Below are 23,002 nucleotides of genomic sequence, written 5' to 3'. Positions count from 1 at the left end.
CCTCATTCCTGTGCCCGTCACAGGGATGAGGGTGCAAGCAAATGCTAAAGACGCCACGCCGCACGAATTGCAACCGGCAGCTGGTCACCGACCGCAACCGATTCTCGAGAATAAGCCCGAAGCGCCTGCCCGTCCGGCAGGTCGAGACGCAAGGCATAACGCTCGCCCTCGTAGAGAACCGAGGTCACGGTGCAGGTGATTCCATCCGCATCCCGCACCACGTCCTGCGGCCGCACGAGAATATCCGCCCGTGGTAATTGCCCACCGTTATCCATCGCTGTGCGGAGCGCGTCCCAGTCAATATCCCGCGAAGAACCTTCCGGCATCGGCACGGAGAGAATGGCGCCCTGCCCCACCAGCGAGCCGACAAGACGCCCCTCGGGTCGTGCATAAAGCTCGGCGGGCGGCGCGACCTGAAGCAGCTTGCCCTGAGACATCACGGCGACATCGGTTGCCAGCGCCATGGCTTCCGCCTGATCGTGGGTAACATAGATCATCGTCGCGCCGGATCGGATGTGGAACTCGCGAAAGGTCTCCTCCATCTCCTGCCGCAAATGCCGGTCGAGATTGGCGAGTGGCTCGTCGAGCAGCACGACATCGGGTTCGGTGACGAGGCAGCGGGCCAAAGCGACGCGCTGCCGCTGGCCACCGGAAAGCTCGGCGGGACGGCGGTCCGCAAAGCCATCAAGGCGTACGGCTGCCAGCGCTTGGGCCACCTTCTCGCGATATTTCTCTCCGGAAATGCCGCGAACTTTCAGGGGATAGCCGGCATTGTCGGCAACCGACATGTGCGGCCAGAGCGCATAGGACTGGAACACCATCGCCATGTTGCGCCGCTCCGGCGGCACCATGCTGCCTGCATCGGCCAGCACCCGCTCGCCGAGCAGGATGGAGCCATCAGTCGGTTGCTCGAAACCGGCGATCATGCGCAGCACCGTAGTCTTGCCGCAGCCGGAAGGCCCGAGCAACGCGAGGAAACCTCCCTCACGCACCGTGAGCGAGAGGTCGTCAACGGCGGGTTTCGACCCGGCTCCAAAGCTTTTCGTCAGACGATTGAGGATCAGTTTCGCCAAGGGACCACTCCTTTCGGCAGATAGCGCCCCAGAATTTCGAGCAGCAGCATGAGGAAAATCACCATGATGACGACAAGCACCGAAAGTGCGGAGGCAAGATCGAAGCTGCCGCTGTCATCGAGGTTATAGATGAGCACACCGAGCGTCTGCGTGCCGGCGGACCAAAGGAGCGCCGAAACCGTCAGCTCATTGCAGGCGATCAGGAAAACGAGGATGACGGAAGCGCCAGCCGCAGGCCCGACCAGCGGCAGGATGATGTCCTTCAACCGCCGCCAGAAACCGGCGCCCGAAAGCCTTGCCGCCTCTTCCAGCGACGGATCGAATTGGAGGAAGGCGCTGACCATCGGTTTGAGGCTGACGGCGAAAAAGGAGGAAAAATAGGCGAGCAGAATGATCCAGATCGTGCCGTAAAGCGTGATGCCGAGCAGCGGGATGGGGGCCGCGAACAACAGGACGAAGGATACGGAAATCACCACACCCGGCAGCGCATAGGGAATATCCACCAGCGCCGACAGCAGGAACATGAAGCGGCTTTTGCCGCGCACCAGGAAATAGGCGGTCAACACCGTCACCGCAAGCAGGCAAAGGGATGTGACCGTCGCCAGAAACAGCGAGTTGCGGAAGGCTGTGCGGGTTACGCTCTGCCGGTAGAGTAGCTCCTCATAGGCGTGCATCGTAGCGGTCTTGAGACTGAGCGGCACGCCATAGGCGGGGGCAAGCGAGCTTGCCACCAGCGCAGCAAGTGGTGCAACCAGCATGAAGAACAGCACGAGCCAAAGGACAAGCTCAGCCACTACACGCCAGCGCGACAGCTTGAAAGTCGCGGCCTTGCCGGAAAGACCGATGATGCGATAGTCCCTGCCCTTCAATGCCCGCTCTTGCAGCGCAAGGCCGGCCACGGAGATGATGGCGATCATGGTCGAGAGAATGGCGATATCGCCGAAGGTGCTCGCACCAAAACTGGCGAAGCGGCTGTAGATCAGCGTCGGCAGGGTGAAGGTCGAGGCCGGAATACCGAGGATAGCCGGAATACCGAAATTGCCGACATTGGACACAAACGAGATCGCCGCCCCGGCGATCAATCCCGGCGTCGAAAGCGGCAGGATGATATCCAACAGCACGCGGCGAGGCGAAGCACCGGAAAGCTTGGCCGCCTCGATGCCATCCTGCGGCAAAGCGAGCAGGCCGGCGCGCAGCGACAGATAGACAAGCGGCGCATGCTGCACGCCGAGCAAAAGCGCGATACCGGCAATGGAATAGAGCGGCTGCGGCGAGCCCATGGGCGGCGCAAGGCCGATGGCCTTTAAAAGCGTGCTCGACGGGCCGGTCATGCCGATCCACGACAGCGCCGTCACCTGCGGCGGGATCATCATAGGCAGCATGAAGAGAAAGCTTAAGATCGACTTGCCGCGTATGTCGCAAAGCGTCAGCGCCAGCGCGAAGCCCCCGCCGATCATGAGTGAAATCAGCATGCCGAAAGAAGAGGTGGACAGCGTGTTCAGCGCCGCATCCCAAAGGGCGGGATCAGCCAGCAATCGCCATATGTCACCATTGAGTGACGAAACAATCCCGGTATAGGCGAGCCGCCCGAGCGGCAGGGCGCTGAGCGCAAAAACGACGCTCACCACAAAAGGAAACAGCCAGCGCGGCTGGCTGTTTCCATAGGCACTTGATCGGGACATGCCGCTATATCAGCCCTTGGAGCCGAAAATATCGGAGAAGGTCTTCAGATCCTGCTCGGAATTCTTCAGCGCGTCCGCGGCGTTGAGCGGCAGGACCTTGAGCTTGTCGCGGGCGGGGAAACCTTCCGGCATGCCAGCGTCAGCGCGCGCGGGGATGTAGCCGAGCTTGACGAAGCCCTGCTGGCCTTTTTCCGAAAGCACGTAGTCGACAAACTTCTTAGCGGCTTCCTCATGCTTGGTACCCTTGAGGATCGCGACCGGTTCGGTCACGGCCGAAACGCCCTCTTCCGGGAAGACGAACTCCACCGGGGCGCCCTTGGCCTTTTCGCGGATCGGCATGTAGTCGACGACAACGCCGTAAGCCTTCTCACCTGATGCAACCGACTTCAGCACCGCGCCGTTACCGCCGCCGGAAATGGCTTCATTGGCCTTCAGCTGCTTGTAATAGTCCCAGCCGAGGCCGTTGGCAGCGGCCAGCGTCTGCGCGTGGATCAGCGCTGCACCAGAGGTCAGCGGGCTCGGCATGGTCACGAGACCCTTGGCTTCCGCCTTGGCAAGATCCTTCCAGCTCGTCGGCTTCATCGCAGCGGCAGTGTTATACATGATGCCGGTGGTGATGAGCTTGGTGGAATAATAATAGCCGTCCGCATCGTAAAGCGAGGCGTCGATGTTCTGAGCTTCCGGGGACTTGTGGGCCATAAGCTGGCCAGCCTGCTTCATGCGCTCGAGTGTGACGGTGTCGGCGATCAAGAGCACGTCGGCAACCGGATTGCCGGCGCTGATCTCAGCCATCAGCTTGGCCATGATCTTCGGCGTTCCATCACGCACCCATTCGACTTCGATACCGGGATTGGCGGCCTTGAAACCATCAACGGTCGCCTGCGCGTCCTCGTTCGGCTGGCTGGTATAAAGCACCAGATCGGCAGCATTGGCAGCGGTGGCGATGAAGCCGAGCGATACGATGGCGGTAAAAGCGGAAAGCAGCGTTTTCATAGGTCCAGTCCCTGTTGTTTCATGGGACCGCTAAAACATGATTGCATAACATGTATGTGACAGGCAGGATTTTAGGGGTGTGATCTCGGTAGCCAAGGTGGAGACCGGGGCCTACCCCCCTCTGCCCTGCCGGGCATCTCCCCCAGAAGGAGGGAGATCGGCAAGACGCTCTTTCGTCACTTAATTTTCAAACGTTGAGATGGGCGAAACCTCACCACGGGTCGATCTCCCCACCTGTGGGGAGATGTCCGGCAGGACAGAGGTGGTAAGCCGCACCCCCGTCGCTGCCGAAAACCTCGCAACCCTCAAATCGCCGGAACCACTTCGGTCGTCTCCGCCTGCGCCGTCGCGATCAACCGGCCAAGCCGCTTCATGCCTTCCTCGATCATCGCCTCATTGGCGCAGGAGAAGCTGATGCGCAGCGTGTTCGTGCCCGAGCCATCGGCAAAGAAGGCGCGACCCGGAACGAAGGCGACCTTTTCCGTTGCGATGGATTTTGCCAGCAGTGCGGCACCATCCATGCCTTCCGGCAGGGTGACCCAGATGAACATGCCGCCTTCCGGCTTCGTCCAGCGCGTGCCCTTCGGCATGTATCTGTCGAGCGCAGCCAGCATCGCATCGCGGCGGGCGCTGTAGGCAGCCTTGATCTTGGCGACCTGCTTGTCGAAGCCGCGCGAAGCGACACGTTCGATGGCGATCTGGTTGATCGTCGAGGAATGCAGGTCTGCGGCCTGCTTCATCAGCACCAGCTTGCGGATAACAGGCGCGGACGCAACGATGTAACCGACGCGAAGGCCGGGTGCGAGCGTCTTGGAGAAGCTGCCGCAATAGATGGTGCGGGTGTTCTCGATGCCGCCCGAGCGGGCAATGTCCAGCGCCATGATCGGCGGAACCGCCTCGCCGTCGTAACGCAGCGACTGATAGGCGGCGTCTTCGATGACGGCGATATCCAGCTCGTCGGCCAGCACCAGAACCTTTTCGCGGCCGGCAAGATCAACGGTTTCCCCGGTCGGATTCGAGAAATCAGCAGAGAGATAAGCGAACTTCACGGCGCCGCCGAGCTTGGCCGCAGTTTCGCGGTAAGCTTCCGGCGTGCGGTTGCCGCCGGGATTGAGCTGATCGTAATTCGGCTCATAGGCGTTGAAGGCGGAAAGTGCGCCGAGATAGGTCGGCCAGGTTACCAGCGCGGTATCCTTCGGCGACAGGAACAGCTTGCCGAGGTAGTCGAGACCCTGCTGCGAACCGGAAACGATGAAGACGTTGTCGGCAGTGCATTCGATGCCGATCTCGGCCATTTCGCCCGCCAGCCATTCGCGCAGCGGCTTGTAACCTTCGCTCACCGAATATTGCAGCGCCGAGTTAACCTGCGAACTCGAAAAAATTTCCGCATAAGCCTGCTGGAACTCCTCTGCGGGGAAAAGAGCCGGGTCCGGAATACCGCCGGCAAAGGAGATGATATCGGGCTGCTCGAGCAGCTTCAGCAGCTCGCGGATTTCAGACGCTTTCATGCGCGAAGAGCGCGTGGCGAAAATTTGTTCCCAATCAAGCATGGGTACGTTTCCTCTTGTGTCGTTTTTATGCGTGCATCTTTACAGAAATGTCGATACGTCAGCAATACTGACTTATCAGTTTTTCGAATTATTTCTGCCTCCCTGCACGTTACCCGCATTTGGGCCCGCCTTTGGCGGACAAAGCCAAATACACCCTTGCGCAAAGCTTCACAATCTTCCGTTTGCGATTGACGCGGCAAGGTTTTCCGGCTGGATTGCGGCCACGCGCCGCGACACGGCGAAAGCATCATGGGAGTTTGACGACATGCTGAAAAATATCGACCCGGCGCTGAATGCCGATGTCCTTCACGCCCTACGCGCCATGGGTCACGGCGATACGCTGGTGATTTCCGACACCAACTTCCCTTCCGATTCGGTGGCTCGCCAGACAACGGTCGGCAAGGTGCTGCGCATGGACAACATTTCCGCCGCCCGCGCCATGCAGGCGATTCTCTCGGTGCTGCCACTCGACACGCCGCTGCAGCCTTCGGTCGGACGCATGGAAGTGATGGGCGCGCCGGACCAGCTGGAACCCGTACAGGTCGAAGTGCAGAAGGAAATAGACGCGGCGGAGGGAAAATCCGCCCCCATGTACGGTATCGAACGCTTCGCCTTCTATGAACAGGCTAAAAAAGCATATTGCGTCATCACAACAGGCGAGACCCGTTTTTACGGCTGCTTCCTGCTGACGAAGGGCGTCATCCCTCCGGGCAAGTAAGATCGAACGGCAAAATTGGTCGTGTGCTAAACCCGTCATGACAATTTCAAGTTGTTGTGGCAAAAACTTCCACTAGGTTTTGTAAAATAACCGGAGGTGTGAGGTATCATGACCCAATATGTCCTGGCGTTCTGGAATGTCGAAAACCTGTTTGCGCCGGAGGGTTATCCAGCGCGCGAACCTTGGATTGCCGAGCGGCTGAAGAACGATCTCAAAGGCTGGACCGAAGATCTGTTCAAGACCAAGCTCAGGCAACTCGGTTTGATCATAAGACAGATCGGCGGCGCCGGGCCGGATCTGCTCGGCGTGTGCGAAGTCGAGAACCGTTTCGTTCTGGAGACGCTTGCGGAACATCTGAACGACCTCATGCCCGAGCGCGCCTACCGTGTGGTGCATGCAGATTCCAGCAAGGACCAGCGCGGCATCGATACGGCCTTCATCTATGACAGCAAGAAGCTACTGATCAACGAAAACGAGATTTTCAGCCATTTCGTGATGCGCCGCACCGGTACCCGCGACATTACCCAATGCACCTTCATCACCAAGGGCGGACGCCAGCTTATCGCCCTTTCCAATCACTGGCCGTCGCGCTCCGGCGGCGCGGTGGAAAGCGCCGGTTTTCGCATGACCGCCGGTGAGACGCTTGGCTACTGGCACCAGCGGATCAGGGAAGAAAAAGGAAACGACATCGCCGTCGTCGCCTTCGGCGATTTCAACGACGACCCTTCCGATGCATCGCTGCGCTATCACGCCAATTCCACCCGCGAGCGCGACGATGTCGAAAGCTCGCAATCGGCAATGTTCTACAACCTCACCTGGAACTACCTGCGCCAGCAGGTGGTGGATTCAGTCGGTACGGCAAGAACGATCTATGGCACGCTCTATTTCAACGGCGACGCCAATATCTTCGACCAGATCCTCGTCTCAAGATCGCTTCTGACCGGGAGCAGCGGCTTCGCGGTGCGCGAGGAAACCGCGAAAATTGAAGCCATTGCCGCCATGGTCAGCCACAGCAAGAATGAGGGGCCGATCCGCTTCGGCCTGTCGAAAGGCGATGCAGTCAAAAACGTCAATCTCGGTGGTTTCTCCGATCACTTTCCCGTATCGGTCATTATCGAGGAAGCCGACGCCATCGTGTGATCCTAGCCAGGCGCAATGCAGAAAGGCCGGAGCTCTCGCCCCGGCCTTCCAATATTCTGTCAAGCAATGAAGCTTAGTTGACGGCCTTGTCAACCAGCTTGTTCTTGCCGATCCAGGGCATCATGCCGCGCAGCTTTGCGCCGACTTCTTCGATCTGGTGGGCGTCGTTGTTGCGACGGATACCCTTGAAGCGTGCGCCGCCGGCCTTCCATTCCTGCATCCACTCAGTGGTGAACTTGCCGGTCTGGATGTCGTGAAGAACGCGCTTCATTTCAGCCTTGGTGTCAGCGGTGATGATGCGAGGACCGGTGACGTATTCGCCCCACTCGGCCGTGTTGGAGATCGAGTAGTTCATGTTGGCGATGCCGCCTTCATAGATCAGGTCAACGATCAGCTTCACTTCGTGCAGGCATTCGAAATAGGCCATTTCCGGTGCGTAACCGGCTTCGACCAGGGTTTCGAAACCGGCGCGGATGAGTTCTACGAGACCGCCGCACAGAACGACCTGTTCGCCGAAGAGGTCGGTTTCGCACTCTTCCTTGAAGTTGGTTTCGATGATGCCAGAACGGCCGCCGCCAACGCCGCAGGCGTAGGAGAGAGCGAGTTCAAGTGCGTTGCCGGAAGCGTTCTGGTGAACGGCAACGAGGCAGGGAACGCCGCCGCCCTTCTGGTATTCGCCGCGAACCGTGTGGCCGGGGCCCTTCGGTGCGATCATGACGACGTCGAGCGAAGCCTTCGGCTCGATGAGGCCGAAGTGAACGTTGAGGCCGTGTGCGAAAGCAATCGCCGCACCGTCACGGATGTTGCCGGCAATGTCGGCCTTGTAGATGTCGGCCTGCAATTCGTCAGGCGTCGCCATCATCAAAAGGTCGCCCCACTTGGCGGCTTCGGCGACGGTCATGACCTTGAAGCCGTCGGCTTCCGCCTTCTTGACGGTCGGTGAACCGGCCTTCAGAGCAATGACGACGTTCTTGGCGCCGGAATCCTTGAGGTTCAGCGCATGGGCGCGGCCCTGGGAACCGTAGCCGACGATGACGACATTCTTGGACTTGATGAGATTGAGATCCGCATCACGATCATAATAAACGCGCATTTTATGGTCCTTCCCTAATGCTTGTCTCTGTGTGAACCGGAACCTCAGGCGACCTTGCCGCCCAGTTCCGAATGTACCTTTTCCGTGCCGTAGAGTGTTAGAAAGGCGACCACCGCCTTCTTTGCCCGGGCGGAAAAATCCTTGTCAGGCGCCTCGCCCAGCAGCATGCGCACATGCAGATCCGAAACGATGAGGCCGTAAAAACTGCGATACGCCTCTTCGGCGTCATCGAAACGCAGGTAACCCGAACGGCGACCCGCCTCGATCAACCCGCGGGCGCGGCGGTCGATCTGGCGACGGCCACGTTCCAGAAGAAGATCGCCAAGCTTGGAACCATCACGGCTCGCCTGCCCTATCGCCAGACGGTTGAGCGCCAGCGACACATCGCCCGCCAGCACATCAAGCAGATCATGTGCGAAAACCTCGAGATGATCGGCAAGCTGCGGCGCAGACACGCGATCGCCCGCCTTCTCGAAGGTGCGAACCTTGCTCTGCTGGAAGGTGATCATCGCAGCCAGCAGGCCGTCCCGGTCGCCAAACCATTTGTAGAGGCTTTCCTTGGAACAGTTGGCAGCACGCGCAAGACCAGAGGTCGTCAGCGCTTTCTCGCCACCCTCGACCAGAAGACGCAATGCCTGATCCAGAACGGCGTTCTGGCGCGGCGAAAATTCCTGCGCTGTGATCGGGTCGGAGGCCACTTATTTCCACTCCAGAGGCTCGATTAATGTACCGTACGGTACGGTTCGAGCGCCATTTAAGCGGAGGCAGCTTGCCCGTCAAGCGCTTTCTTCACGGTGATGTACGAATTGACGCGATGCGGCAGCAGGATGCGCCGCACCATAATGCCGCTTTATCCGGCCGCGCTTATCTCACGCGAGGCGTCGACGTCGCGTGAGGGCGACATCCCGTAAAAGCGGCTGTATTCTCGGCTGAACTGCGAAGGGCTCTGGTAACCGACACGATGGCCGGCCGTGCCTGCATCCAGGCGCTCCAGCAGCATCAGCCGGCGCGCCTCATGCAGCCGCAACTGCTTCTGGTACTGAATGGGGGTCATGGCCGTGATCGTCTTGAAATGGTGATGGAAAGACGACACGCTCATGCCGATATGCTCCGCAAGTTCCTCGATACGCAGCTGTCGCGCGAAATTCTCGCGCAGCCAGGAGATGGCGCGGGCGATCCGATTGCCGTGGCTTCCGGCAGCGACGATGTTCATCAGCTGCCCACCCGCTGGTCCCGTCAGGATTCGATAAAGGATTTCCTGCTCGATCAGCGGCGCCATGGCCGCAATATCCGCCGGGCGGTCAAGCAGGCGCATCAGCCGGATGGCCGCATCAAGCAGCTCCGGTGTGGCGGCGTTCACCACGATGCCGCGCTGGCCGCTTACCGGCTCCTGAGGGCGCTCGATCGGCATGCGGCTCATAAGGTCGAGCAGCTTTTCGCTGTCGATCGCAAGCCCGATGCAAAAATGCGGTACTTCCTCGCTCGCTTCCACTACACGCCAGGCAACCGGCAGGTCGAGCGAGGTCAGAAGATAGTCGCCGGCCCCGTAATTGATCGTATCCGTTCCCAGCTGCACGCTTTTCGACCCCTGGATCACCATTGCCAAACAGGGACGATAGCTGCCGTGGCACGGCGCGCTGGGTGTAGACCGGCGGCTGATGCCGAGGGTTTCGATTGCCGTCTGGACCTCGCCATCCCGGGTGGCATGCCGTGCGGCGATGGAGGCGATCTCCTGATAGAGATTGAACGGCATGGTCATGTGGGAAACCCTTTAGGGAAGGAAGCAGCGTGTCTGTTTGCATTATCTAGAAAGCCGGGCCAGTTTCCGCAAATAGCCCACCGCAATTTTTTGCAGGATCGTGCAAAAAGCTCGGAGGATCGCTCTAACGCCCCGGCACGCTTCCATTGCATATTCCGCCGTCCCCAACTCCCGAAAGGATATTCAGATGGCCATTGCAAGAGGTTATGCTGCGACCGATGCGTCGAAGCCGCTTACCCCGTTCACCTTCGAACGCCGCGAGCCTAACGATGACGACGTTGTCATCGATATCAAATATGCCGGCATCTGCCACTCGGACATCCACACCGTCCGCAACGAATGGAAGAATGCCGTCTTCCCGATCGTTCCCGGCCATGAGATTGCCGGTGTCGTGAAAGCCGTTGGCTCCAAGGTCACGAAATTCAAGGTCGGCGATCATGTCGGCGTTGGCTGCTTCGTCGATTCCTGCGTCGGTTGCGCCACCCGCGACCTCGACAACGAACACTACATGCCCGGCCTCGTCCAGACCTATAACGATGTCGATCCGAATACGAAGACAGCCACCCATGGCGGTTATTCCGACTCGATCGTCGTCAAGGAAGGTTATGTCCTGTCGATCCCGGACAACCTGCCGCTCGACGCTTCCGCGCCGCTTCTATGCGCAGGCATCACGCTCTACTCGCCGCTGCGCCGCTGGAACGCCGGTCCCGGTCAGAAGGTCGCAATCGTCGGCATGGGTGGTCTTGGCCACATGGGCGTCAAGCTCGGCGCTGCCATGGGCGCGGATGTCACAGTTCTTTCCCAGACCCTGTCGAAGAAGGAAGACGGACTGAAGCTCGGCGCGAAGGAATATTACGCCACCAGCGACGCCTCGACCTTCGAAAAGCTGGCCGGCACCTTCGACCTGATCATCTGCACGGCAGGTGTCGCAATCGACTGGAACGCCTATCTCGGCCTCCTGAAGCCCAAGGGCAGCATGGTCGTGGTCGGCGCACCGGAACATGCGATCCCGGTCCACGCCTTCTCGCTCATCATCGGTGCGAAGAGCCTCTCCGGCTCGATGATCGGCTCGATCAAGGAAACCCAGGAAATGCTGGATTTCTGCGGTGAGCATGACATCGTCTCGGAGATCGAAACGATCAACATCCAGGATGTCAACGAAGCCTATGAGCGCGTGCTGAAGAGCGACGTTCGCTACCGCTTCGTCATCGACATGGCATCGCTCGACGCTTGAGCCTTGGATTGGCACAAGCTCGCCACATCCGCACTCCGTCACCCCGGACTTAATACGGCGTGACGGAGGAATGGTTTGGCGCACTGACCGTAAATGCGAGCGCGGGAAGCCAATGCTTCCCGCGCTTTCCTTTACCCGCCCTGCCCTCAGGCCTCGTCCTTCAACGTCTCTTTCTGGGTGATAAGCCGCGCGCTGTGCTGGCCGCTGAGGTAAATCCACAGCCAGCTCCACGCCACGGCCAGCCGCGAGCGCGTTCCGATCAGGAAGTAGATGTGGGCAAGCCCCCAGATCCACCAAGCAAGCACGCCCTTGAGCTTGAACCTGCCGAAATCGATCACCGCCGCGCGTTTGCCGATGGTCGCCAGATTACCCTGATGGCTGTAGCGGAACGGCGCGGGCTCCGGCTCTCCGGATAGCCGCGCCTTGATGACCTTTGCCACATGGGCGCCCTGCTGCTTGGCTGCAGGTGCAATGCCCGGCACCGGTTTGCCGTTTTCCTGATTGACGGCGGCCGTATCGCCGATGACGAAGATATTGGGGTCGTCTTCCAGATTGAGATGCGGCCCGACGATAGCGCGTCCCGCCCTGTCGGCAGCAGCATTCAGCCACTTTGCAGCGGGAGACGCCTGCACGCCGGCGGCCCAGACCACCGTGCGGCACGGATAAAAGGTCTCACCCACCGTCACACCCTCATCGGTGCAGGCCGTCACCGGTGTGCCGAGCAGAACCTCGACGCCGAGCTTTTCAAGCGCCTGCTTGGCATAGGCCGAAAGATCGTCCGTAAAAACCGGCAGAACGCGCGGACCTGCCTCGACAAGCAGCACGCGGCTCTTTCTGGTATCCACATTGCGGAATTCCGGCGGCAGCGCCTTGTGGGCAAGCTCGGCGATCATGCCCGCCATTTCCACACCCGTCGGGCCTGCCCCGATGATGACGAAGGTCAGCTGCGCCTGCCGTTCCTCTTCGCTGGTGGCAAGTTCCGCGCGCTCGAAAGCCAGAAGCAGGCGGCGGCGGATCGTCGTTGCATCCTCGAGCGTCTTGAGGCCGGGAGCGGCACGCTCCCATTCGTCACGGCCGAAATAGGCATGACGGGCGCCGGTGGCCAGCACCAGCGTATCGAAGCCGATGACCTGACCGGAACTCAGATGCACGGTGCGCGCGTCACGGTCTACGCCGTTCACTTCCGCAAGCAGCGTCGTCACTTCCTTGCGGTCGCGGTAAAGATGGCGGATCGGCCAGGCGATTTCGGATGTCGCAAGAGCCGTCGTCGCAACCTGATAAAGCAATGGCTGAAATAGATGATGGTTGCGGCGGTCAATCAATGTGATGCGGACAGGGGCCCCCTCCAGCCCGTGTACCATTTGTAAGCCGCCGAAGCCTCCACCCACGACGACAACGTGATGTTCTTGCATGTGTCTCTGCCTTTAAAAGCTCGCGCACGGAGCATGCGCAAGCAGATTATAGGCAAAAAAATTGACTTTGGTTATGAAATAGCCTGACCGCAGGCGCGACAAAAACGCCGGACTGTTTCAGCCATGCCATATTCCAGCGCATCCGCCGTCAACCCGTGACCGATGGAGACCTCTGCAAGATAAGGTATGCGTTTCATAAGCTTGGGCAGGTTTGCTACAGTCAGGTCGTGCCCGGCATTGACGGCAAGCCCGAGCGCTGCGGCGTAATCCGCCGTCTGTCCGAGTTTTTCCAGAAGCGCGTCACCCTTTTGCGGATCGTCAAAACAGCCGCCATAGGGACCGGTATAGAGCTCGATGCGGGCAGCACCCGTCTCAGCCGCCAGCTCCACCGCTTCGCGCTCGCCGTCACCATCGGCAAAAAGCGAAACCCGCATACCGCCGGCCTTGAGGCGCCCAACGGCTTCTCTCAGGAAAACCGCGTGCTTGCGGAAATCCCAGCCATGGTCTGATGTCGCCTGCGACGGATCGTCGGGCACCAGCGTCACCTGCTCAGGCTGTGTCTGTTCGCACAGAACGAGAAAATCCTCGGTCGGATAACCTTCGATGTTGAATTCCGCGCTTGGGAAACTGTCATCGATGAGCGCACGCAGCACCGGCAGGTCCGAAAAGCGGATATGGCGCTGGTCCGGCCGAGGGTGTACAGTCAGCCCGCTAGCACCCGCAGCAAGTGCAATATGCCCGAAATGCGCGACATCCGGCCATGGGAGATCGCGACGGTTGCGCAGCATGGCAATTGCGTTCAGATTGACGGAAAGTTTTGCGGGCATGACATCGAGGCTCCGGTTCGGAATTGACATCCTGTTTCACGCAGGTTGACGCCGACCGCAAGGAGGCCGATAAAATTTTTTAAGGATACGGGAACGAAAGCAGGCAATACAGGTTACGGTTCTCATGCAGCATCGGCAAAATGTCTTGATCAGAAGACAGATCTGCGGTGGGGAACAAGTAACGAATGCCATAAAAAGCAGGCACACTGTCAAAACGCGCGAAGGGGGAAACGATGCAGAATGGCAGGATGCCGTTTGAACACGGCGACGAGGACAAACCCAATCTAAGGATCAGCAGCTTTTTACCGGATATAAGCCTGCCCTCCTCCCTGCCCGCCGAACCGGTTCCCATCGCCGACATGGCCAACATTTTCGGCGTAACGCACCGGACCCTGCATTTTTACGAAGAAAAGGCGCTGCTGACCTCAAAACGCATCGGCCAGATGCGGGTTTATTCCCATCGCAACGTGCAACGCATGGCGGTGATAAATGTCTGTCGCGAAGTCGGCATTTCCGTCGCAGCCATTACAGACATCATGGAAAAACTTGCCCGCTCTCTCTCGCAGGAAGAAGCGGACGAGATATTCCACTCCGCGCTGCGGCAGCGAAAAAGAGAACTGACCGCGGAACGCTCCACGCTTCAGCGCCAGGCCCAGCAGATCGAGGAACTGCTCGCCACCGATAACGATGCTGATGGCCTCGACGCGGCTGAGCGGGCACCGGGCAAGGATATCGCGCTGACAGACAACGAGCGAAAATGCCTGGAACTGATGGCGGAGGGGTACGCCCCGGTAAGGCTCGCGCGCGCTCTCGGCCTTTCAGGTAACGACCTCAACGAACTGGAGGCGAAGATCATCGGCAAGTTCAGTGCCAGCAACCGCTTTCAGGCGGTCGCCAAAGCGGTTCTGCTCGGTGTCATCCGCGCCTAACAAAGCATTTCCACGAAAACTACACAGCGGTTTTCCGTCCGGACAATGCGCAGACAAAAGAAATGGAGCATTGAAGGTGTCCCGCTATTCACCGGAAATGCTCTATCTCAGCGAACGATTGTGAGTGTTTCTGCGGCGCGGGTGATGGCGGTGTAAAGCCACCGCTCGCGCGAATCGCGGAAGGCATAGCTCTCGTCAAAGAGAACCACATTGTTCCACTGCGAACCCTGCGCCTTATGCACGGTCAGAGCATAGCCGAAATCGAACTCGTCATAACGCTTGCGGGTGGTCCACGGAATTTCCGTTTCCACATCCTCGAAAGCCGCCTTCAGCAATTTGATCTTGGCCGCGCCGCGATCCATATCGTCGTCTTCAGGCCGGATCATGAGGTTGATGCCGGGTTTCACCGTCTCGCGCGACGAACTCATGACCTGCCAGAGAGAGCCGTTCAGCAGGCCCTTGGCCGGATCGTTCCTCAAGCAAACCAGCTTGTCGCCGGATTGCGGATAATCGGCCGTAAATCCCTTCAGCTCGCGAAGCCGCTGGTTATAACGACGGCGCGTGCGATTTGTGCCGACGAGCACCTGATCGGCATCGAGCACGAGCGACTGTGTCACCTCGGACTTGGAAATCACCTGCGCGGCACCGTAATCGCCACGCATGATCTCGCGGCCTTCCCGCACATCCATGGCAAGGTGGATGATGGGATTGTCCTTGGCCTGCCGATGGATTTCGGAGAGCAGGTAATCAGGCTCCTGCTCCGTGAAGAAGCCACCGCCTGAAACCGGCGGCAACTGTCCGGGATCGCCGAGCACGAGAATCGGCGTGCCGAAGCTCATCAGATCCTTGCCGAGCTGCTCATCCACCATCGAACATTCATCGATGATGATGAGTGCCGCCTTGGCGAGCGGGCTCTGGCGGTTGATGGAAAACATTGGCGCGACCGAGGTCTTGCCCGTCTCCTCGTCTTCCACGGTCTCTTCGCCGCGCGGGCGGTAGATCAGCGAATGGATGGTGCGGGCATTGGTCGCCCCGCGCGAGCGCAGCACCTGCGCCGCCTTGCCGGTGAAGGCCGCAAACAGCACTTCGCCATCGACATTTTCCGCGAAATGTTTGGCAAGCGTTGTCTTTCCGGTTCCGGCATAACCGAACAACCGAAAAACCGGCGTCCGGCCTTCCTTCAGCCAGCGGGAAACAGCCTTGAGCGCTTCGTCCTGTTGCGGTGAAAATAACATGCGCCCTCATCGCAGGATTCGAGCACCGTGCGCAACAGAAAAAGAACGAAAGATGAATCACACCATCAGAATGCGGCAATAAAACACGGCTGGTTTTTAAACCATGGCGGGTATCATGCCGCCCATGAAGATATTGATTCTGGGCGCAACGGGTTTCATCGGTTCCGAAGTGATCCGCAGCCTTCACGGCAAAGGTCACACCGTTACTGGGCTGGCTCGCACCATTGCGCGCGCGAAAGATAAATGGCCTTTCGCCAGCTGGGTTCCGGCCGATCTCTCGCGTATGACCAGCGCTGCCGACTGGGCGGCACTCGTTAGCGACCATGACGCCATCGTCAATTGCGCAGGTGCGCTTCAGGACGGCCTGTCGGATGATCTTGCCGCGACGCAGGAAAAAGCGATGCTGGCGCTCTACCGGGCAGCGGTAAATGCGGGCGGCAAGCTTGTGATCCAGATATCGGCCCGCACTTCCGGAGCCGCTTCCCAACTGCCCTTCCTCGCCACCAAACGCCGCGCCGATGTGGCACTTGCCGCAAGCGGTCTGCGCTTTGTCATTCTCCGCCCCGCACTGGTTGTCGGCCGCAACGCCCATGGCGGCACAGCACTCGTGCGCGCGCTTGCAAGCTTCCCCTTCGCTGTGCCGCTCGTAAACGGCAAGATGCCTGTACAGACCGTCGCAGTCGAAGATGTCGCGTTGGCAGTCAGCGCGGCAATAGATGGCGAAATCCCGTCAGGCAGCGATATCGAGTTGGCAGCAAACGAAACGCTGACATTGCAAGGCGTAGTCGCTGCGCACCGGCAATGGCTCGGCCTCGCCCCTGCTCCCGCGCTAAATCTTCCGACTGCCTTCATGCGCCCCGTCGCCCTCACGGCGGATATTGCGGGAAAGCTCGGCTGGCGGTCGCCGTTGCGCTCAACCGCCATGAGGGTGATGTCGGAAGGTATCGTGACGGAGAACAGCGCGCCAAAAGCGACGACGTCGCTCAAGAGCTTGAGGGACACGCTGGCAGCTCACCCTTCCGGCGTGCAGGACCTGTGGTTTGCCAGATCATATCTGCTCAAACCCGTCCTCATTCTCTGCCTGTCGCTGTTCTGGCTATTGTCCGGCCTCGTACCGCTGCTTGATATCGACAGCTCGGCCGCGCATTTCCTGCCCTTCATGCCGCAAGTGCCAGCCGTCACCCTCACACTCGCCACCTGCCTCATCGATATCGCCCTGGGCGTCACCGTCCTGATAAGACCACTTGCCAGAAAAGCGCTCATCGCCATGCTCCTGGTCACCGCCGCCTATCTGACTGGTGGCAGTCTGCTGGAGCCGGGTCTGTGGCTCGATCCGCTCGGCCCCCTCGTCAAGGTCCTGCCCTCCATCGCCCTGACACTTGTCGCCCTTGCCACATTGGATGAACGCTGATGACACCTGAAGACCTTCTGCGGCTCGCCCATGTCATCGGCGCAACCGTGCTGTTCGGCACCGGGGCTGGCATAGCGTTTTTCATGGTGATGGCGCGGCGGACGGCAAACCCGGCGCTGATCGCCCATGTTTCGGGCACGGTCGTCATCGCCGACACCATCTTCACCGCCACGGCGGCGATCATCCAGCCGGTCACCGGTTATTTTCTGGCGCGCATCATCGGCTGGCCGCTGAGCGAAGGCTGGATCGCCCTTTCGCTCTGCCTTTATGTCTTCACCGGCATTTTCTGGCTGCCGGTGGTGTGGATCCAGATCAAGCTACGCGATATCGCCCGCGATTGTGTCGCTGCGGACGAGGCCCTGCCGCCGCAATGGTTCCGTCTCTACCGCATCTGGTTTGCCTGCGGTTTTCCGGCTTTCTTCGCGGTTCTCGGCATCATCTGGCTGATGCTGACCAAGCCGGATATTGCCCTGTTCGGTTGATGCGCCTCAATTGATCGCCTGTCTTTCGACAAGCTGCGCCAGTTGTTCGGCAACCGTGTTCCAGCCGTCGAAAAAGCCCATCTCCGCGTGCTTGTCGCGATCCCCAGGATTTCTGTGCATGGCATAGGCCACATATTCCATTCCTTCAGGATGATCGCGAAAACTCATCACCGCGGTGAGGAATGGGCGCGCGGACGGGCGAAAGCCTGAAGTCAGCGCATCGGTGAAGACCAGACGCTCCTCATGATCCACCGCCAGGAAACATCCGCTTATGTGATCGCCAAATGCCTTCCCGTCTTCGCTGTAGCGGGTCTCGAAAGCGCCGCCGGGGAAAAGCTCCATTTTCTCGACACGGCATTGGCCGGGATGCGGCACCCACCACTGTTCGAGGCTATTTTTGTCGACCCAGGCGTTCCAGACCAGCTGGCGCGGCGCCCTGATGATCCTTGAAATCTTCAGATCGAGATCGGGATTGAAAGTGTCGGTCATTTGTCATTCTCCCCTTTATCGGAGGTTCTGTCCTGCTGCGCCATGACGAACTGTTCAAGCCGGTCCGTCCGGCCTTCCCAGATGGCATGCTGTTGCGAAAGCCAGCCCTCGATCATCGAAAACCGTTGTTTCTCCAGCGAGCAGAACCGCACCCGGCCCTGCTTGCGCGTCACGATCAACCCCGCTCCTTCCAGCTGGCGGATGTGTTTCATGAACGACGGCAGGGCCATGGCGAAAGGTTCGGAAAGCGTGCCGACGCTCGCATCCCCGCTGCCCAACCGCAAAAGCACGGCCCGTCGTGTCGGATCGGCAAGGGACTGGAAGATATCGTCAAGTGGGGCTGAATAGTTATCCATAAGACTAACTATCACGACGAAACACTTAGCTCAACGGATAAGTTTAAAAATCGCACCGGCGGAGGGAATAAAGCAGTGACCTGCGGTGTCTTTTGATGTGCTGGCGGCAGAAGCCGCCCGAACCAAGGAGGATATGTCCATGAAAATCCGCTTTATCGTTCCCGCCCTCGCTCTGGCATTTGCCGGAACGGCCTATGCGGCACCCGCAGTCGAAACGGTCAAGACCGCCAAAGGCAATGTGCTTGCGGGCGAAAAAGGCATGACGCTCTACACTTTCAAGAACGACAAGAAGGGCGTATCCAATTGTTATGACAAGTGCGCCACCAACTGGCCGCCGTTCTTCGCGGCTACTGGCGACAAGGCCGAAGGCGCCTATTCCGTCGTGACGCGCAAGGACGGCAAGATGCAGTGGGCAAAGGACGGCATGCCGCTCTACTACTGGGCCAAGGACATGAAAAAAGGCGATGCAACCGGCGACGGTATGAACGGTGTATGGGATGCCGCAAAACCATGATGGCATGAATGGCAAGACGCGGGGGAGCCTCTCCCCCGCAGCCGGCTCCTTCGAGGCGGAGATGCTGGCGCTGATACCCATGCTGCGGCGTTATTCCCGCAGCCTTTCCCGCTCCGACGCCGATGGCGAGGACCTTTTGCAGGACTGCGTGGAAAAGGCGCTGACCAACAAGAGGCAATGGCACGGAACGGCTTTGAAATCATGGGCTTACGCGATAATGACGAATCTTTATCGCAACCGCCACCGCGCCGCGAAACGTCACCCGTCCGAAAGTCTCGACGGCCATGAGAGCCTGGCCGTTGCCGACACACTCGGCGACACGCTGGAAAACGATAGGCTGCACGTCGCGCTCGGGCTGCTTTCGCCAGAGATGCGGGCGGTGCTGATGCTGGTGACGGTGGAAGGCTACAGCTATCAGGAGGCAGCCGAGACATTGTCGATCCCGGTGGGTACCGTCATGTCCAGACTTTCCCGCGCCCGCGAAACCCTGCGCCAGCACCTGGCGGTGGACAATATCATTCCCCTGCGGAGACCACGATGAAAAGGCCCGATGCCATTACCGAAGACGATCTGCACGCTTATGTCGATGGGCTTTTGTCCGACGACGACCGCGCGGCTGTCGAGGCCTGGTTGACCGAAAGGCCGCAGGAGCGGGAGCGTGTGGAAGACTGGAAAAAACAGGCTGAAACCCTGCGAGCCGCATTCGCCGCCTATGCCGCCGAACATCCGCACGACACCGCGATGCTTGCCGAAAGAAAACAGGCGCCCGCGTGGCGGCTGAAACCGGTTCTTCTGCGAACGGCAGCTGTGTTGCTGATCTTCGCGGCGGGTGCGGCAGCCGGCAGGCTTGTGCCGTCGCCGCTCGCCACGCCGCAGGACGTGGTTCTGGCATCGCTGACAACTGACATTCCCGCGCAGGCGAAATCGGCCTATCTCATCTATGCAAGCGAGGTGCGCCACCCCGTTGAAGTTGGAGCCGAACAGCAGCAGCACCTTGCAACATGGCTCGGCAAAAGGCTCGGTTATCCCTTCGCCATCCCCGATCTTTCCAAGATCGGATATGATCTCGTCGGCGGGCGCCTGATCCCCGTCAGCGGCAAGCCAGGGGCGATGCTGATGTATCAGGACAAGACCGGCCGTCGGGTAACGGTGCTGGTCGGCCACAACGAGGAAAACCGCACCACCAGCTTCCGCATGGCGAGCGCCGATGGCGTCGAGACCTTTTACTGGATCGACAACGAACTCGGCTATGCGGTTTCTGCCGAACTGACGCGCGCCGAGGTGCAGAAGATCGCCGAGGAATGTTACCGCCAGTTCCCTGCGTAGAATAACCTATACCCCCACCCCACATCCATGCGCCAGGCACAGGGATGAAGGGAGAACACCTATTTCAACATCGGCCAGAGGCTGACGACGAGAAGGACGGCCATGGTGATGTTGAACCATTTGAGCCGCACGGGAACGGAAAGCCAGTCGCGCAGGGCCGAGCCGAAGCCCGCCCAGGTCGAAACGCTGGGAAGATTGACTGCGGCGAAAACCACGCCGACGATCAAAACGGTGACGAGATATTGCCCCTCATCCGTATAGGTCGCCATCGCCGTCACGGCCATTACCCAAGCCTTGGGATTGACCCACTGAAAGGCTGCGGCGGCAAGAAAGCTCATCGGCGCCGATGCGGCAGCACCCTCGTTCAGGCTGCGGGACGTGCCGATCTTCCACGCGATCCAGACGAGATAAAGTCCGCCCGCGAATTTCAGCACGGTATAGAGCAAGGGCACGGAGTGCAGCAGCGCGCCAAGCCCAAATCCGACGCCGATCAGCAATGACAGGAACCCCGCCCCGATGCCCAGCATATGCGGGATCGTGCGGCGGAACCCGAAATTCACGCCGGAGGCAAAAAGCATCATATTGTTCGGGCCGGGCGTAATGGAGGTTGTGAAGGCAAACAGCACCAGCGCAACGAGGGTTTCGACAGTCATGATCTCTCCTGTGAAAAGACCCTATCCGCCGAACCACCATCAAACCAGTCCGATCAACCGATAGGCGTAGTCAAATTTTTTGATGGATCGATCCTTTTCATGCCGGGTTTGAGAAGTCGGAACAAAGGGCTATTCTCCGTCAACAACCGCTGGAGCGAACCGATGTATGACGACATTCCTTCCGTCACCCTGCCATCCGGAAAAGAGATACCAGCCCTTGGCCTCGGCACCTGGAACATGGGCGAGATGAGATCATCGGTTCCGCAGGAAGTCGAGAGCATTCGCAAGGCGATCGATCTCGGCATGACGCTGATCGACACGGCCGAAATGTATGCAGACGGCCGATCCGAAGAGGTGGTGGGCACGGCGATTGCCGGCCGGCGCGACGAGGTGTTTCTGGTCAGCAAGGTCTATCCCTGGAACGCCAGCGCCCGAGGCACGATTGAGGCCTGCGAGCGCAGCCTCGCAAGGCTCGGCACCGACCGGCTCGATCTCTATCTGCTGCATTGGCGTGGTGATCACCCGCTGGAAGAAACGGTGGCCGCTTTCGAAAAGCTGAAAAAAGCCGGCAAGATCGGCGACTGGGGCGTCTCGAATTTCGACACCGACGACATGGAGGAGCTTTTCGCTGTTCCCGACGGTAAGAATTGCGCCGCCAATCAGGTGCTCTACAATCTCTCCCGGCGTGGACCGGAATTTTCGCTTCTGCCCTGGTGTCAGTGGCACAGCGTGCCGCTGATGGCCTATTCACCAATCGAACAGGGGCGCATCCTCAACAACCACGAACTCATCCGCATCGCCAAGGCCTATCAGGCTACGCCTGCGCAACTGGCACTGGCCTTTCTTCTGGAAAGAGAAGGCGTCATCGCCATTCCAAAATCCGCCAGCGCCGCACGCGTGGAGGAGAACCGAGGTGCCACCGATCTCGAAATCACCGATGAGGACTGGGCCGCACTGGATGCCGCCTTCCCTCCACCGACACGCAAGACGGCGTTGGAAATGCTGTGATTTAACAAAGCATTAAGATGTTTTTCGGAATCAGGCACTCAAGCAATTGAATCGAAGTGTGAGCCCCGCGAACTGATGCTTTGGGCTGCAACATTTCAATTCAATAACGGCGCAGCGAACCGCGCCGTCAGTCTACCAGACAAGCTACACCGAGTTATGGTATGCGGCGCTCATATTCCTCTTTCAGCCCCAGCCAGCTATCCCAGAAAGGCCCCGGTTCCTTTTCCTGAAGACGGGCGGCGAGAATGTCGAGATGCGCATGCCAGCCAGCGCTGACATTGAGCTTGGTCGTGCGATCCGCAAGCCGGCGGTGAACCAGTGTCAGAAGCACTTCCTTACCCAGAGCCTGAAGCTCGATAGACACCTCTGCGCTCTCACCCCAGGTGAAGACGAGGCGGTGCGGCGCAACGACAGTGATGATGCGTGAGGTCATCCTGTTCTCTTCGGAAAAACCTTCCGGGCGGCTGCCCGGCGGGTCGGAAAGCTCGTCGTTGCGCCAGACGAGTTCAAATGGTGCGTCGGGCGCGAGCCGCATCTCGCCGGACGCCAGCCACCGGCGGCGAAGTTCGCTCTGTGTCAGATAGGCCCAGACCCGCTCGATTGGTCCCGGCAGGAGCCGTTCTATCTTCAGGGTTGTCGGCTCGACGAGCCGGCCATAGGCGTCAGGCATTGCAATATCAGCCATTGTCATTTCCTCCATCTGCAGGGGATTTTCCCTGATCATCCTCCCTGAGCATCTGCTCAAGAATATCGAGGCGGCTGTTCCAGAACTGCCGGTAGAAATCCAGCCATTCATGCGCCTCTGCCAACCGTTCCGGCGCAAGGCGGCAGACATGGGTGCGCCCCCTTACCTCACGGCGGATAAGCCCGGCGTTTTCCAGCGCCTTGATGTGCTTGGATGCCGCAGCCAGCGATATGTCGAACGGCTCGGCCAACTGGCTCACCGTTCGCTCGCCACGGGATAGATCGCGCAGCATCGTGCGCCGCGTCGCATCGCCAAGGGCATGAAAGACAGTGTCGAGATGTGGAACAGATAATTCAACCATGTTGTTGAATATAGGCCGCCAGACTAGAAAGTCAACCATATGGTTGAATATCAATTCACCGGAGCAAAGCCC

General features: G+C 59.5%; 25 protein-coding genes. 10 read left to right on the top strand and 15 right to left on the bottom strand.

Annotated elements, in window-relative coordinates; all coding sequences use genetic code 11:
• Positions 1-44: 44 nt before the first annotated feature.
• The 4 genes from ACQZ45_RS11540 to ACQZ45_RS11525 form a co-directional block, all read right to left on the bottom strand.
• Positions 45-1,073, bottom strand: a complete 1,029-nt coding sequence (locus ACQZ45_RS11540; protein ID WP_065660771.1) for an ABC transporter ATP-binding protein — start codon at positions 1,071-1,073, stop codon at positions 45-47.
• A complete protein-coding gene (locus ACQZ45_RS11535) occupies positions 1,061-2,755 on the bottom strand; it encodes an ABC transporter permease (protein WP_003513058.1) in 1,695 nt (564 codons plus the stop codon). The genes ACQZ45_RS11540 and ACQZ45_RS11535 overlap by 13 nt, the downstream gene beginning before the upstream one ends.
• 9 nt (positions 2,756-2,764) lie before the next feature.
• Positions 2,765-3,748: an ABC transporter substrate-binding protein gene (locus tag ACQZ45_RS11530; RefSeq protein WP_003513059.1), complete on the bottom strand. Its 984-nt coding sequence runs from the start codon at positions 3,746-3,748 to the stop codon at positions 2,765-2,767.
• Between the two features lie 305 nt (positions 3,749-4,053).
• Positions 4,054-5,298 (bottom strand): aminotransferase-like domain-containing protein, encoded by a 1,245-nt coding sequence (locus ACQZ45_RS11525; protein ID WP_113291160.1) that lies wholly within the window; start codon positions 5,296-5,298, stop codon positions 4,054-4,056.
• A gap of 265 nt (positions 5,299-5,563) precedes the next feature.
• Between ACQZ45_RS11525 and ACQZ45_RS11520 the strand changes: the two genes are divergently transcribed.
• The gene (locus ACQZ45_RS11520; protein ID WP_003513061.1) at positions 5,564-6,016 is read left to right on the top strand and encodes an RbsD/FucU family protein; all 453 of its coding nucleotides are present in this window, start codon (positions 5,564-5,566) and stop codon (positions 6,014-6,016) included.
• Positions 6,017-6,124: 108 nt separating this feature from the next.
• Positions 6,125-7,156 (top strand): endonuclease/exonuclease/phosphatase family protein, encoded by a 1,032-nt coding sequence (locus tag ACQZ45_RS11515; protein ID WP_003513062.1) that lies wholly within the window; start codon positions 6,125-6,127, stop codon positions 7,154-7,156.
• 73 nt (positions 7,157-7,229) lie between these two features.
• On the opposite strand, the gene ilvC is transcribed toward ACQZ45_RS11515, so the two are convergent.
• The 3 genes from ilvC to ACQZ45_RS11500 all read right to left on the bottom strand — a co-directional run bounded on the left by ilvC (position 7,230) and on the right by ACQZ45_RS11500 (position 10,008).
• Positions 7,230-8,249 (bottom strand): ketol-acid reductoisomerase, encoded by a 1,020-nt coding sequence (ilvC, locus tag ACQZ45_RS11510; RefSeq protein WP_003507583.1) that lies wholly within the window; start codon positions 8,247-8,249, stop codon positions 7,230-7,232.
• A gap of 44 nt (positions 8,250-8,293) precedes the next feature.
• Positions 8,294-8,947, bottom strand: coding sequence for a TetR/AcrR family transcriptional regulator (locus ACQZ45_RS11505; RefSeq protein ID WP_003513063.1), 654 nt, complete (start codon positions 8,945-8,947; stop codon positions 8,294-8,296).
• A 152-nt stretch (positions 8,948-9,099) separates the two neighbouring features.
• A complete protein-coding gene (locus ACQZ45_RS11500) occupies positions 9,100-10,008 on the bottom strand; it encodes an AraC family transcriptional regulator (RefSeq protein ID WP_003513064.1) in 909 nt (302 codons plus the stop codon).
• Positions 10,009-10,195: 187 nt separating this feature from the next.
• Between ACQZ45_RS11500 and ACQZ45_RS11495 the strand changes: the two genes are divergently transcribed.
• The gene (locus tag ACQZ45_RS11495) at positions 10,196-11,242 is read left to right on the top strand and encodes an NAD(P)-dependent alcohol dehydrogenase (protein WP_003513067.1); all 1,047 of its coding nucleotides are present in this window, start codon (positions 10,196-10,198) and stop codon (positions 11,240-11,242) included.
• 146 nt (positions 11,243-11,388) lie between these two features.
• On the opposite strand, the gene ACQZ45_RS11490 is transcribed toward ACQZ45_RS11495, so the two are convergent.
• A complete protein-coding gene (locus ACQZ45_RS11490) occupies positions 11,389-12,654 on the bottom strand; it encodes an NAD(P)/FAD-dependent oxidoreductase (RefSeq protein ID WP_003513069.1) in 1,266 nt (421 codons plus the stop codon).
• Between the two features lie 71 nt (positions 12,655-12,725).
• On the bottom strand, positions 12,726-13,481 hold the full coding sequence (locus tag ACQZ45_RS11485; protein ID WP_003513071.1) for a pyridoxine 5'-phosphate synthase: 756 nt from the start codon (positions 13,479-13,481) through the stop codon (positions 12,726-12,728).
• Positions 13,482-13,714: 233 nt separating this feature from the next.
• Between ACQZ45_RS11485 and ACQZ45_RS11480 the strand changes: the two genes are divergently transcribed.
• Positions 13,715-14,410 carry a MerR family transcriptional regulator gene (locus ACQZ45_RS11480; RefSeq protein WP_013636463.1) on the top strand — a complete coding sequence of 232 codons (696 nt, stop codon included), beginning with the start codon at positions 13,715-13,717 and terminating at the stop codon, positions 14,408-14,410.
• A 107-nt stretch (positions 14,411-14,517) separates the two neighbouring features.
• On the opposite strand, the gene ACQZ45_RS11475 is transcribed toward ACQZ45_RS11480, so the two are convergent.
• On the bottom strand, positions 14,518-15,645 hold the full coding sequence (locus ACQZ45_RS11475) for an ATP-dependent DNA helicase (RefSeq protein ID WP_003513075.1): 1,128 nt from the start codon (positions 15,643-15,645) through the stop codon (positions 14,518-14,520).
• Between the two features lie 124 nt (positions 15,646-15,769).
• Here ACQZ45_RS11475 and ACQZ45_RS11470 point away from each other — a divergent pair, with 124 nt between their 5' ends.
• A complete protein-coding gene (locus ACQZ45_RS11470) occupies positions 15,770-17,056 on the top strand; it encodes an SDR family oxidoreductase (RefSeq protein ID WP_013636464.1) in 1,287 nt (428 codons plus the stop codon).
• Positions 17,056-17,538 (top strand): DUF2269 family protein, encoded by a 483-nt coding sequence (locus tag ACQZ45_RS11465; protein WP_003513079.1) that lies wholly within the window; start codon positions 17,056-17,058, stop codon positions 17,536-17,538. Before ACQZ45_RS11470 ends, ACQZ45_RS11465 begins: the two co-directional genes overlap by 1 nt.
• 6 nt (positions 17,539-17,544) lie before the next feature.
• Here the strand turns inward: ACQZ45_RS11465 and ACQZ45_RS11460 are convergent, their stop codons facing one another.
• Together ACQZ45_RS11460 and ACQZ45_RS11455 are read right to left on the bottom strand one after the other, a co-directional pair.
• Positions 17,545-18,027: an SRPBCC family protein gene (locus tag ACQZ45_RS11460; RefSeq protein WP_013636465.1), complete on the bottom strand. Its 483-nt coding sequence runs from the start codon at positions 18,025-18,027 to the stop codon at positions 17,545-17,547.
• A complete protein-coding gene (locus tag ACQZ45_RS11455) occupies positions 18,024-18,383 on the bottom strand; it encodes an ArsR/SmtB family transcription factor (protein WP_013636466.1) in 360 nt (119 codons plus the stop codon). The genes ACQZ45_RS11460 and ACQZ45_RS11455 overlap by 4 nt, the downstream gene beginning before the upstream one ends.
• A 133-nt stretch (positions 18,384-18,516) precedes the next feature.
• Here ACQZ45_RS11455 and ACQZ45_RS11450 point away from each other — a divergent pair, with 133 nt between their 5' ends.
• Genes ACQZ45_RS11450 through ACQZ45_RS11440 form a run of 3 tightly spaced genes read left to right on the top strand, consistent with a single transcriptional unit; the run spans position 18,517 to position 20,223 of the window.
• On the top strand, positions 18,517-18,897 hold the full coding sequence (locus ACQZ45_RS11450; RefSeq protein WP_113291218.1) for a COG4315 family predicted lipoprotein: 381 nt from the start codon (positions 18,517-18,519) through the stop codon (positions 18,895-18,897).
• Complete coding sequence (locus ACQZ45_RS11445) at positions 18,881-19,438, top strand: RNA polymerase sigma factor (RefSeq protein WP_162686695.1); 558 nt, start codon at positions 18,881-18,883, stop codon at positions 19,436-19,438. Before ACQZ45_RS11450 ends, ACQZ45_RS11445 begins: the two co-directional genes overlap by 17 nt.
• The gene (locus tag ACQZ45_RS11440; protein WP_003513088.1) at positions 19,435-20,223 is read left to right on the top strand and encodes an anti-sigma factor family protein; all 789 of its coding nucleotides are present in this window, start codon (positions 19,435-19,437) and stop codon (positions 20,221-20,223) included. Before ACQZ45_RS11445 ends, ACQZ45_RS11440 begins: the two co-directional genes overlap by 4 nt.
• Before the next feature lie 59 nt (positions 20,224-20,282).
• Here ACQZ45_RS11440 and ACQZ45_RS11435 read toward each other — a convergent pair whose 3' ends face one another.
• Positions 20,283-20,876, bottom strand: a complete 594-nt coding sequence (locus tag ACQZ45_RS11435) for a LysE family translocator (protein ID WP_113291162.1) — start codon at positions 20,874-20,876, stop codon at positions 20,283-20,285.
• 162 nt (positions 20,877-21,038) lie between these two features.
• Between ACQZ45_RS11435 and ACQZ45_RS11430 the strand changes: the two genes are divergently transcribed.
• Positions 21,039-21,884: an aldo/keto reductase gene (locus ACQZ45_RS11430; protein ID WP_113291163.1), complete on the top strand. Its 846-nt coding sequence runs from the start codon at positions 21,039-21,041 to the stop codon at positions 21,882-21,884.
• A 154-nt stretch (positions 21,885-22,038) separates the two neighbouring features.
• On the opposite strand, the gene ACQZ45_RS11425 is transcribed toward ACQZ45_RS11430, so the two are convergent.
• Together ACQZ45_RS11425 and ACQZ45_RS11420 are read right to left on the bottom strand one after the other, a co-directional pair.
• Positions 22,039-22,569: an SRPBCC family protein gene (locus tag ACQZ45_RS11425; RefSeq protein WP_065659217.1), complete on the bottom strand. Its 531-nt coding sequence runs from the start codon at positions 22,567-22,569 to the stop codon at positions 22,039-22,041.
• Positions 22,562-22,930, bottom strand: a complete 369-nt coding sequence (locus ACQZ45_RS11420; protein ID WP_003513097.1) for an ArsR/SmtB family transcription factor — start codon at positions 22,928-22,930, stop codon at positions 22,562-22,564. Before ACQZ45_RS11420 ends, ACQZ45_RS11425 begins: the two co-directional genes overlap by 8 nt.
• Between the last annotated feature and the right edge of the window lie 72 nt (positions 22,931-23,002).

The organism is Agrobacterium sp. 16-2014-1-2a (genome assembly GCF_053522705.1).
This window is presented reverse-complemented; position numbering and strand designations above follow the sequence as displayed.

Excerpts from the sequence above, each read along its gene's own strand:
- ACQZ45_RS11535 (WP_003513058.1), bottom strand. The coding sequence starts at position 2,755 with ATGTCCCGATCAAGTGCCTATGGAAACAGCCAGCCGCGCTGGCTGTTT.
- ACQZ45_RS11530 (WP_003513059.1), bottom strand. The coding sequence starts at position 3,748 with ATGAAAACGCTGCTTTCCGCTTTTACCGCCATCGTATCGCTCGGCTTC.
- ACQZ45_RS11525 (WP_113291160.1), bottom strand. The coding sequence starts at position 5,298 with ATGCTTGATTGGGAACAAATTTTCGCCACGCGCTCTTCGCGCATGAAA.
- ACQZ45_RS11520 (WP_003513061.1), top strand. The coding sequence starts at position 5,564 with ATGCTGAAAAATATCGACCCGGCGCTGAATGCCGATGTCCTTCACGCC.
- ACQZ45_RS11515 (WP_003513062.1), top strand. The coding sequence starts at position 6,125 with ATGACCCAATATGTCCTGGCGTTCTGGAATGTCGAAAACCTGTTTGCG.
- ilvC (WP_003507583.1), bottom strand. The coding sequence starts at position 8,249 with ATGCGCGTTTATTATGATCGTGATGCGGATCTCAATCTCATCAAGTCC.
- ACQZ45_RS11500 (WP_003513064.1), bottom strand. The coding sequence starts at position 10,008 with ATGACCATGCCGTTCAATCTCTATCAGGAGATCGCCTCCATCGCCGCA.
- ACQZ45_RS11495 (WP_003513067.1), top strand. The coding sequence starts at position 10,196 with ATGGCCATTGCAAGAGGTTATGCTGCGACCGATGCGTCGAAGCCGCTT.
- ACQZ45_RS11490 (WP_003513069.1), bottom strand. The coding sequence starts at position 12,654 with ATGCAAGAACATCACGTTGTCGTCGTGGGTGGAGGCTTCGGCGGCTTA.
- ACQZ45_RS11485 (WP_003513071.1), bottom strand. The coding sequence starts at position 13,481 with ATGCCCGCAAAACTTTCCGTCAATCTGAACGCAATTGCCATGCTGCGC.
- ACQZ45_RS11480 (WP_013636463.1), top strand. The coding sequence starts at position 13,715 with ATGCAGAATGGCAGGATGCCGTTTGAACACGGCGACGAGGACAAACCC.
- ACQZ45_RS11475 (WP_003513075.1), bottom strand. The coding sequence starts at position 15,645 with ATGTTATTTTCACCGCAACAGGACGAAGCGCTCAAGGCTGTTTCCCGC.
- ACQZ45_RS11470 (WP_013636464.1), top strand. The coding sequence starts at position 15,770 with ATGAAGATATTGATTCTGGGCGCAACGGGTTTCATCGGTTCCGAAGTG.
- ACQZ45_RS11465 (WP_003513079.1), top strand. The coding sequence starts at position 17,056 with ATGACACCTGAAGACCTTCTGCGGCTCGCCCATGTCATCGGCGCAACC.
- ACQZ45_RS11460 (WP_013636465.1), bottom strand. The coding sequence starts at position 18,027 with ATGACCGACACTTTCAATCCCGATCTCGATCTGAAGATTTCAAGGATC.
- ACQZ45_RS11455 (WP_013636466.1), bottom strand. The coding sequence starts at position 18,383 with ATGGATAACTATTCAGCCCCACTTGACGATATCTTCCAGTCCCTTGCC.
- ACQZ45_RS11450 (WP_113291218.1), top strand. The coding sequence starts at position 18,517 with ATGTCCATGAAAATCCGCTTTATCGTTCCCGCCCTCGCTCTGGCATTT.
- ACQZ45_RS11445 (WP_162686695.1), top strand. The coding sequence starts at position 18,881 with ATGCCGCAAAACCATGATGGCATGAATGGCAAGACGCGGGGGAGCCTC.
- ACQZ45_RS11440 (WP_003513088.1), top strand. The coding sequence starts at position 19,435 with ATGAAAAGGCCCGATGCCATTACCGAAGACGATCTGCACGCTTATGTC.
- ACQZ45_RS11435 (WP_113291162.1), bottom strand. The coding sequence starts at position 20,876 with ATGACTGTCGAAACCCTCGTTGCGCTGGTGCTGTTTGCCTTCACAACC.
- ACQZ45_RS11430 (WP_113291163.1), top strand. The coding sequence starts at position 21,039 with ATGTATGACGACATTCCTTCCGTCACCCTGCCATCCGGAAAAGAGATA.
- ACQZ45_RS11425 (WP_065659217.1), bottom strand. The coding sequence starts at position 22,569 with ATGGCTGATATTGCAATGCCTGACGCCTATGGCCGGCTCGTCGAGCCG.
- ACQZ45_RS11420 (WP_003513097.1), bottom strand. The coding sequence starts at position 22,930 with ATGGTTGAATTATCTGTTCCACATCTCGACACTGTCTTTCATGCCCTT.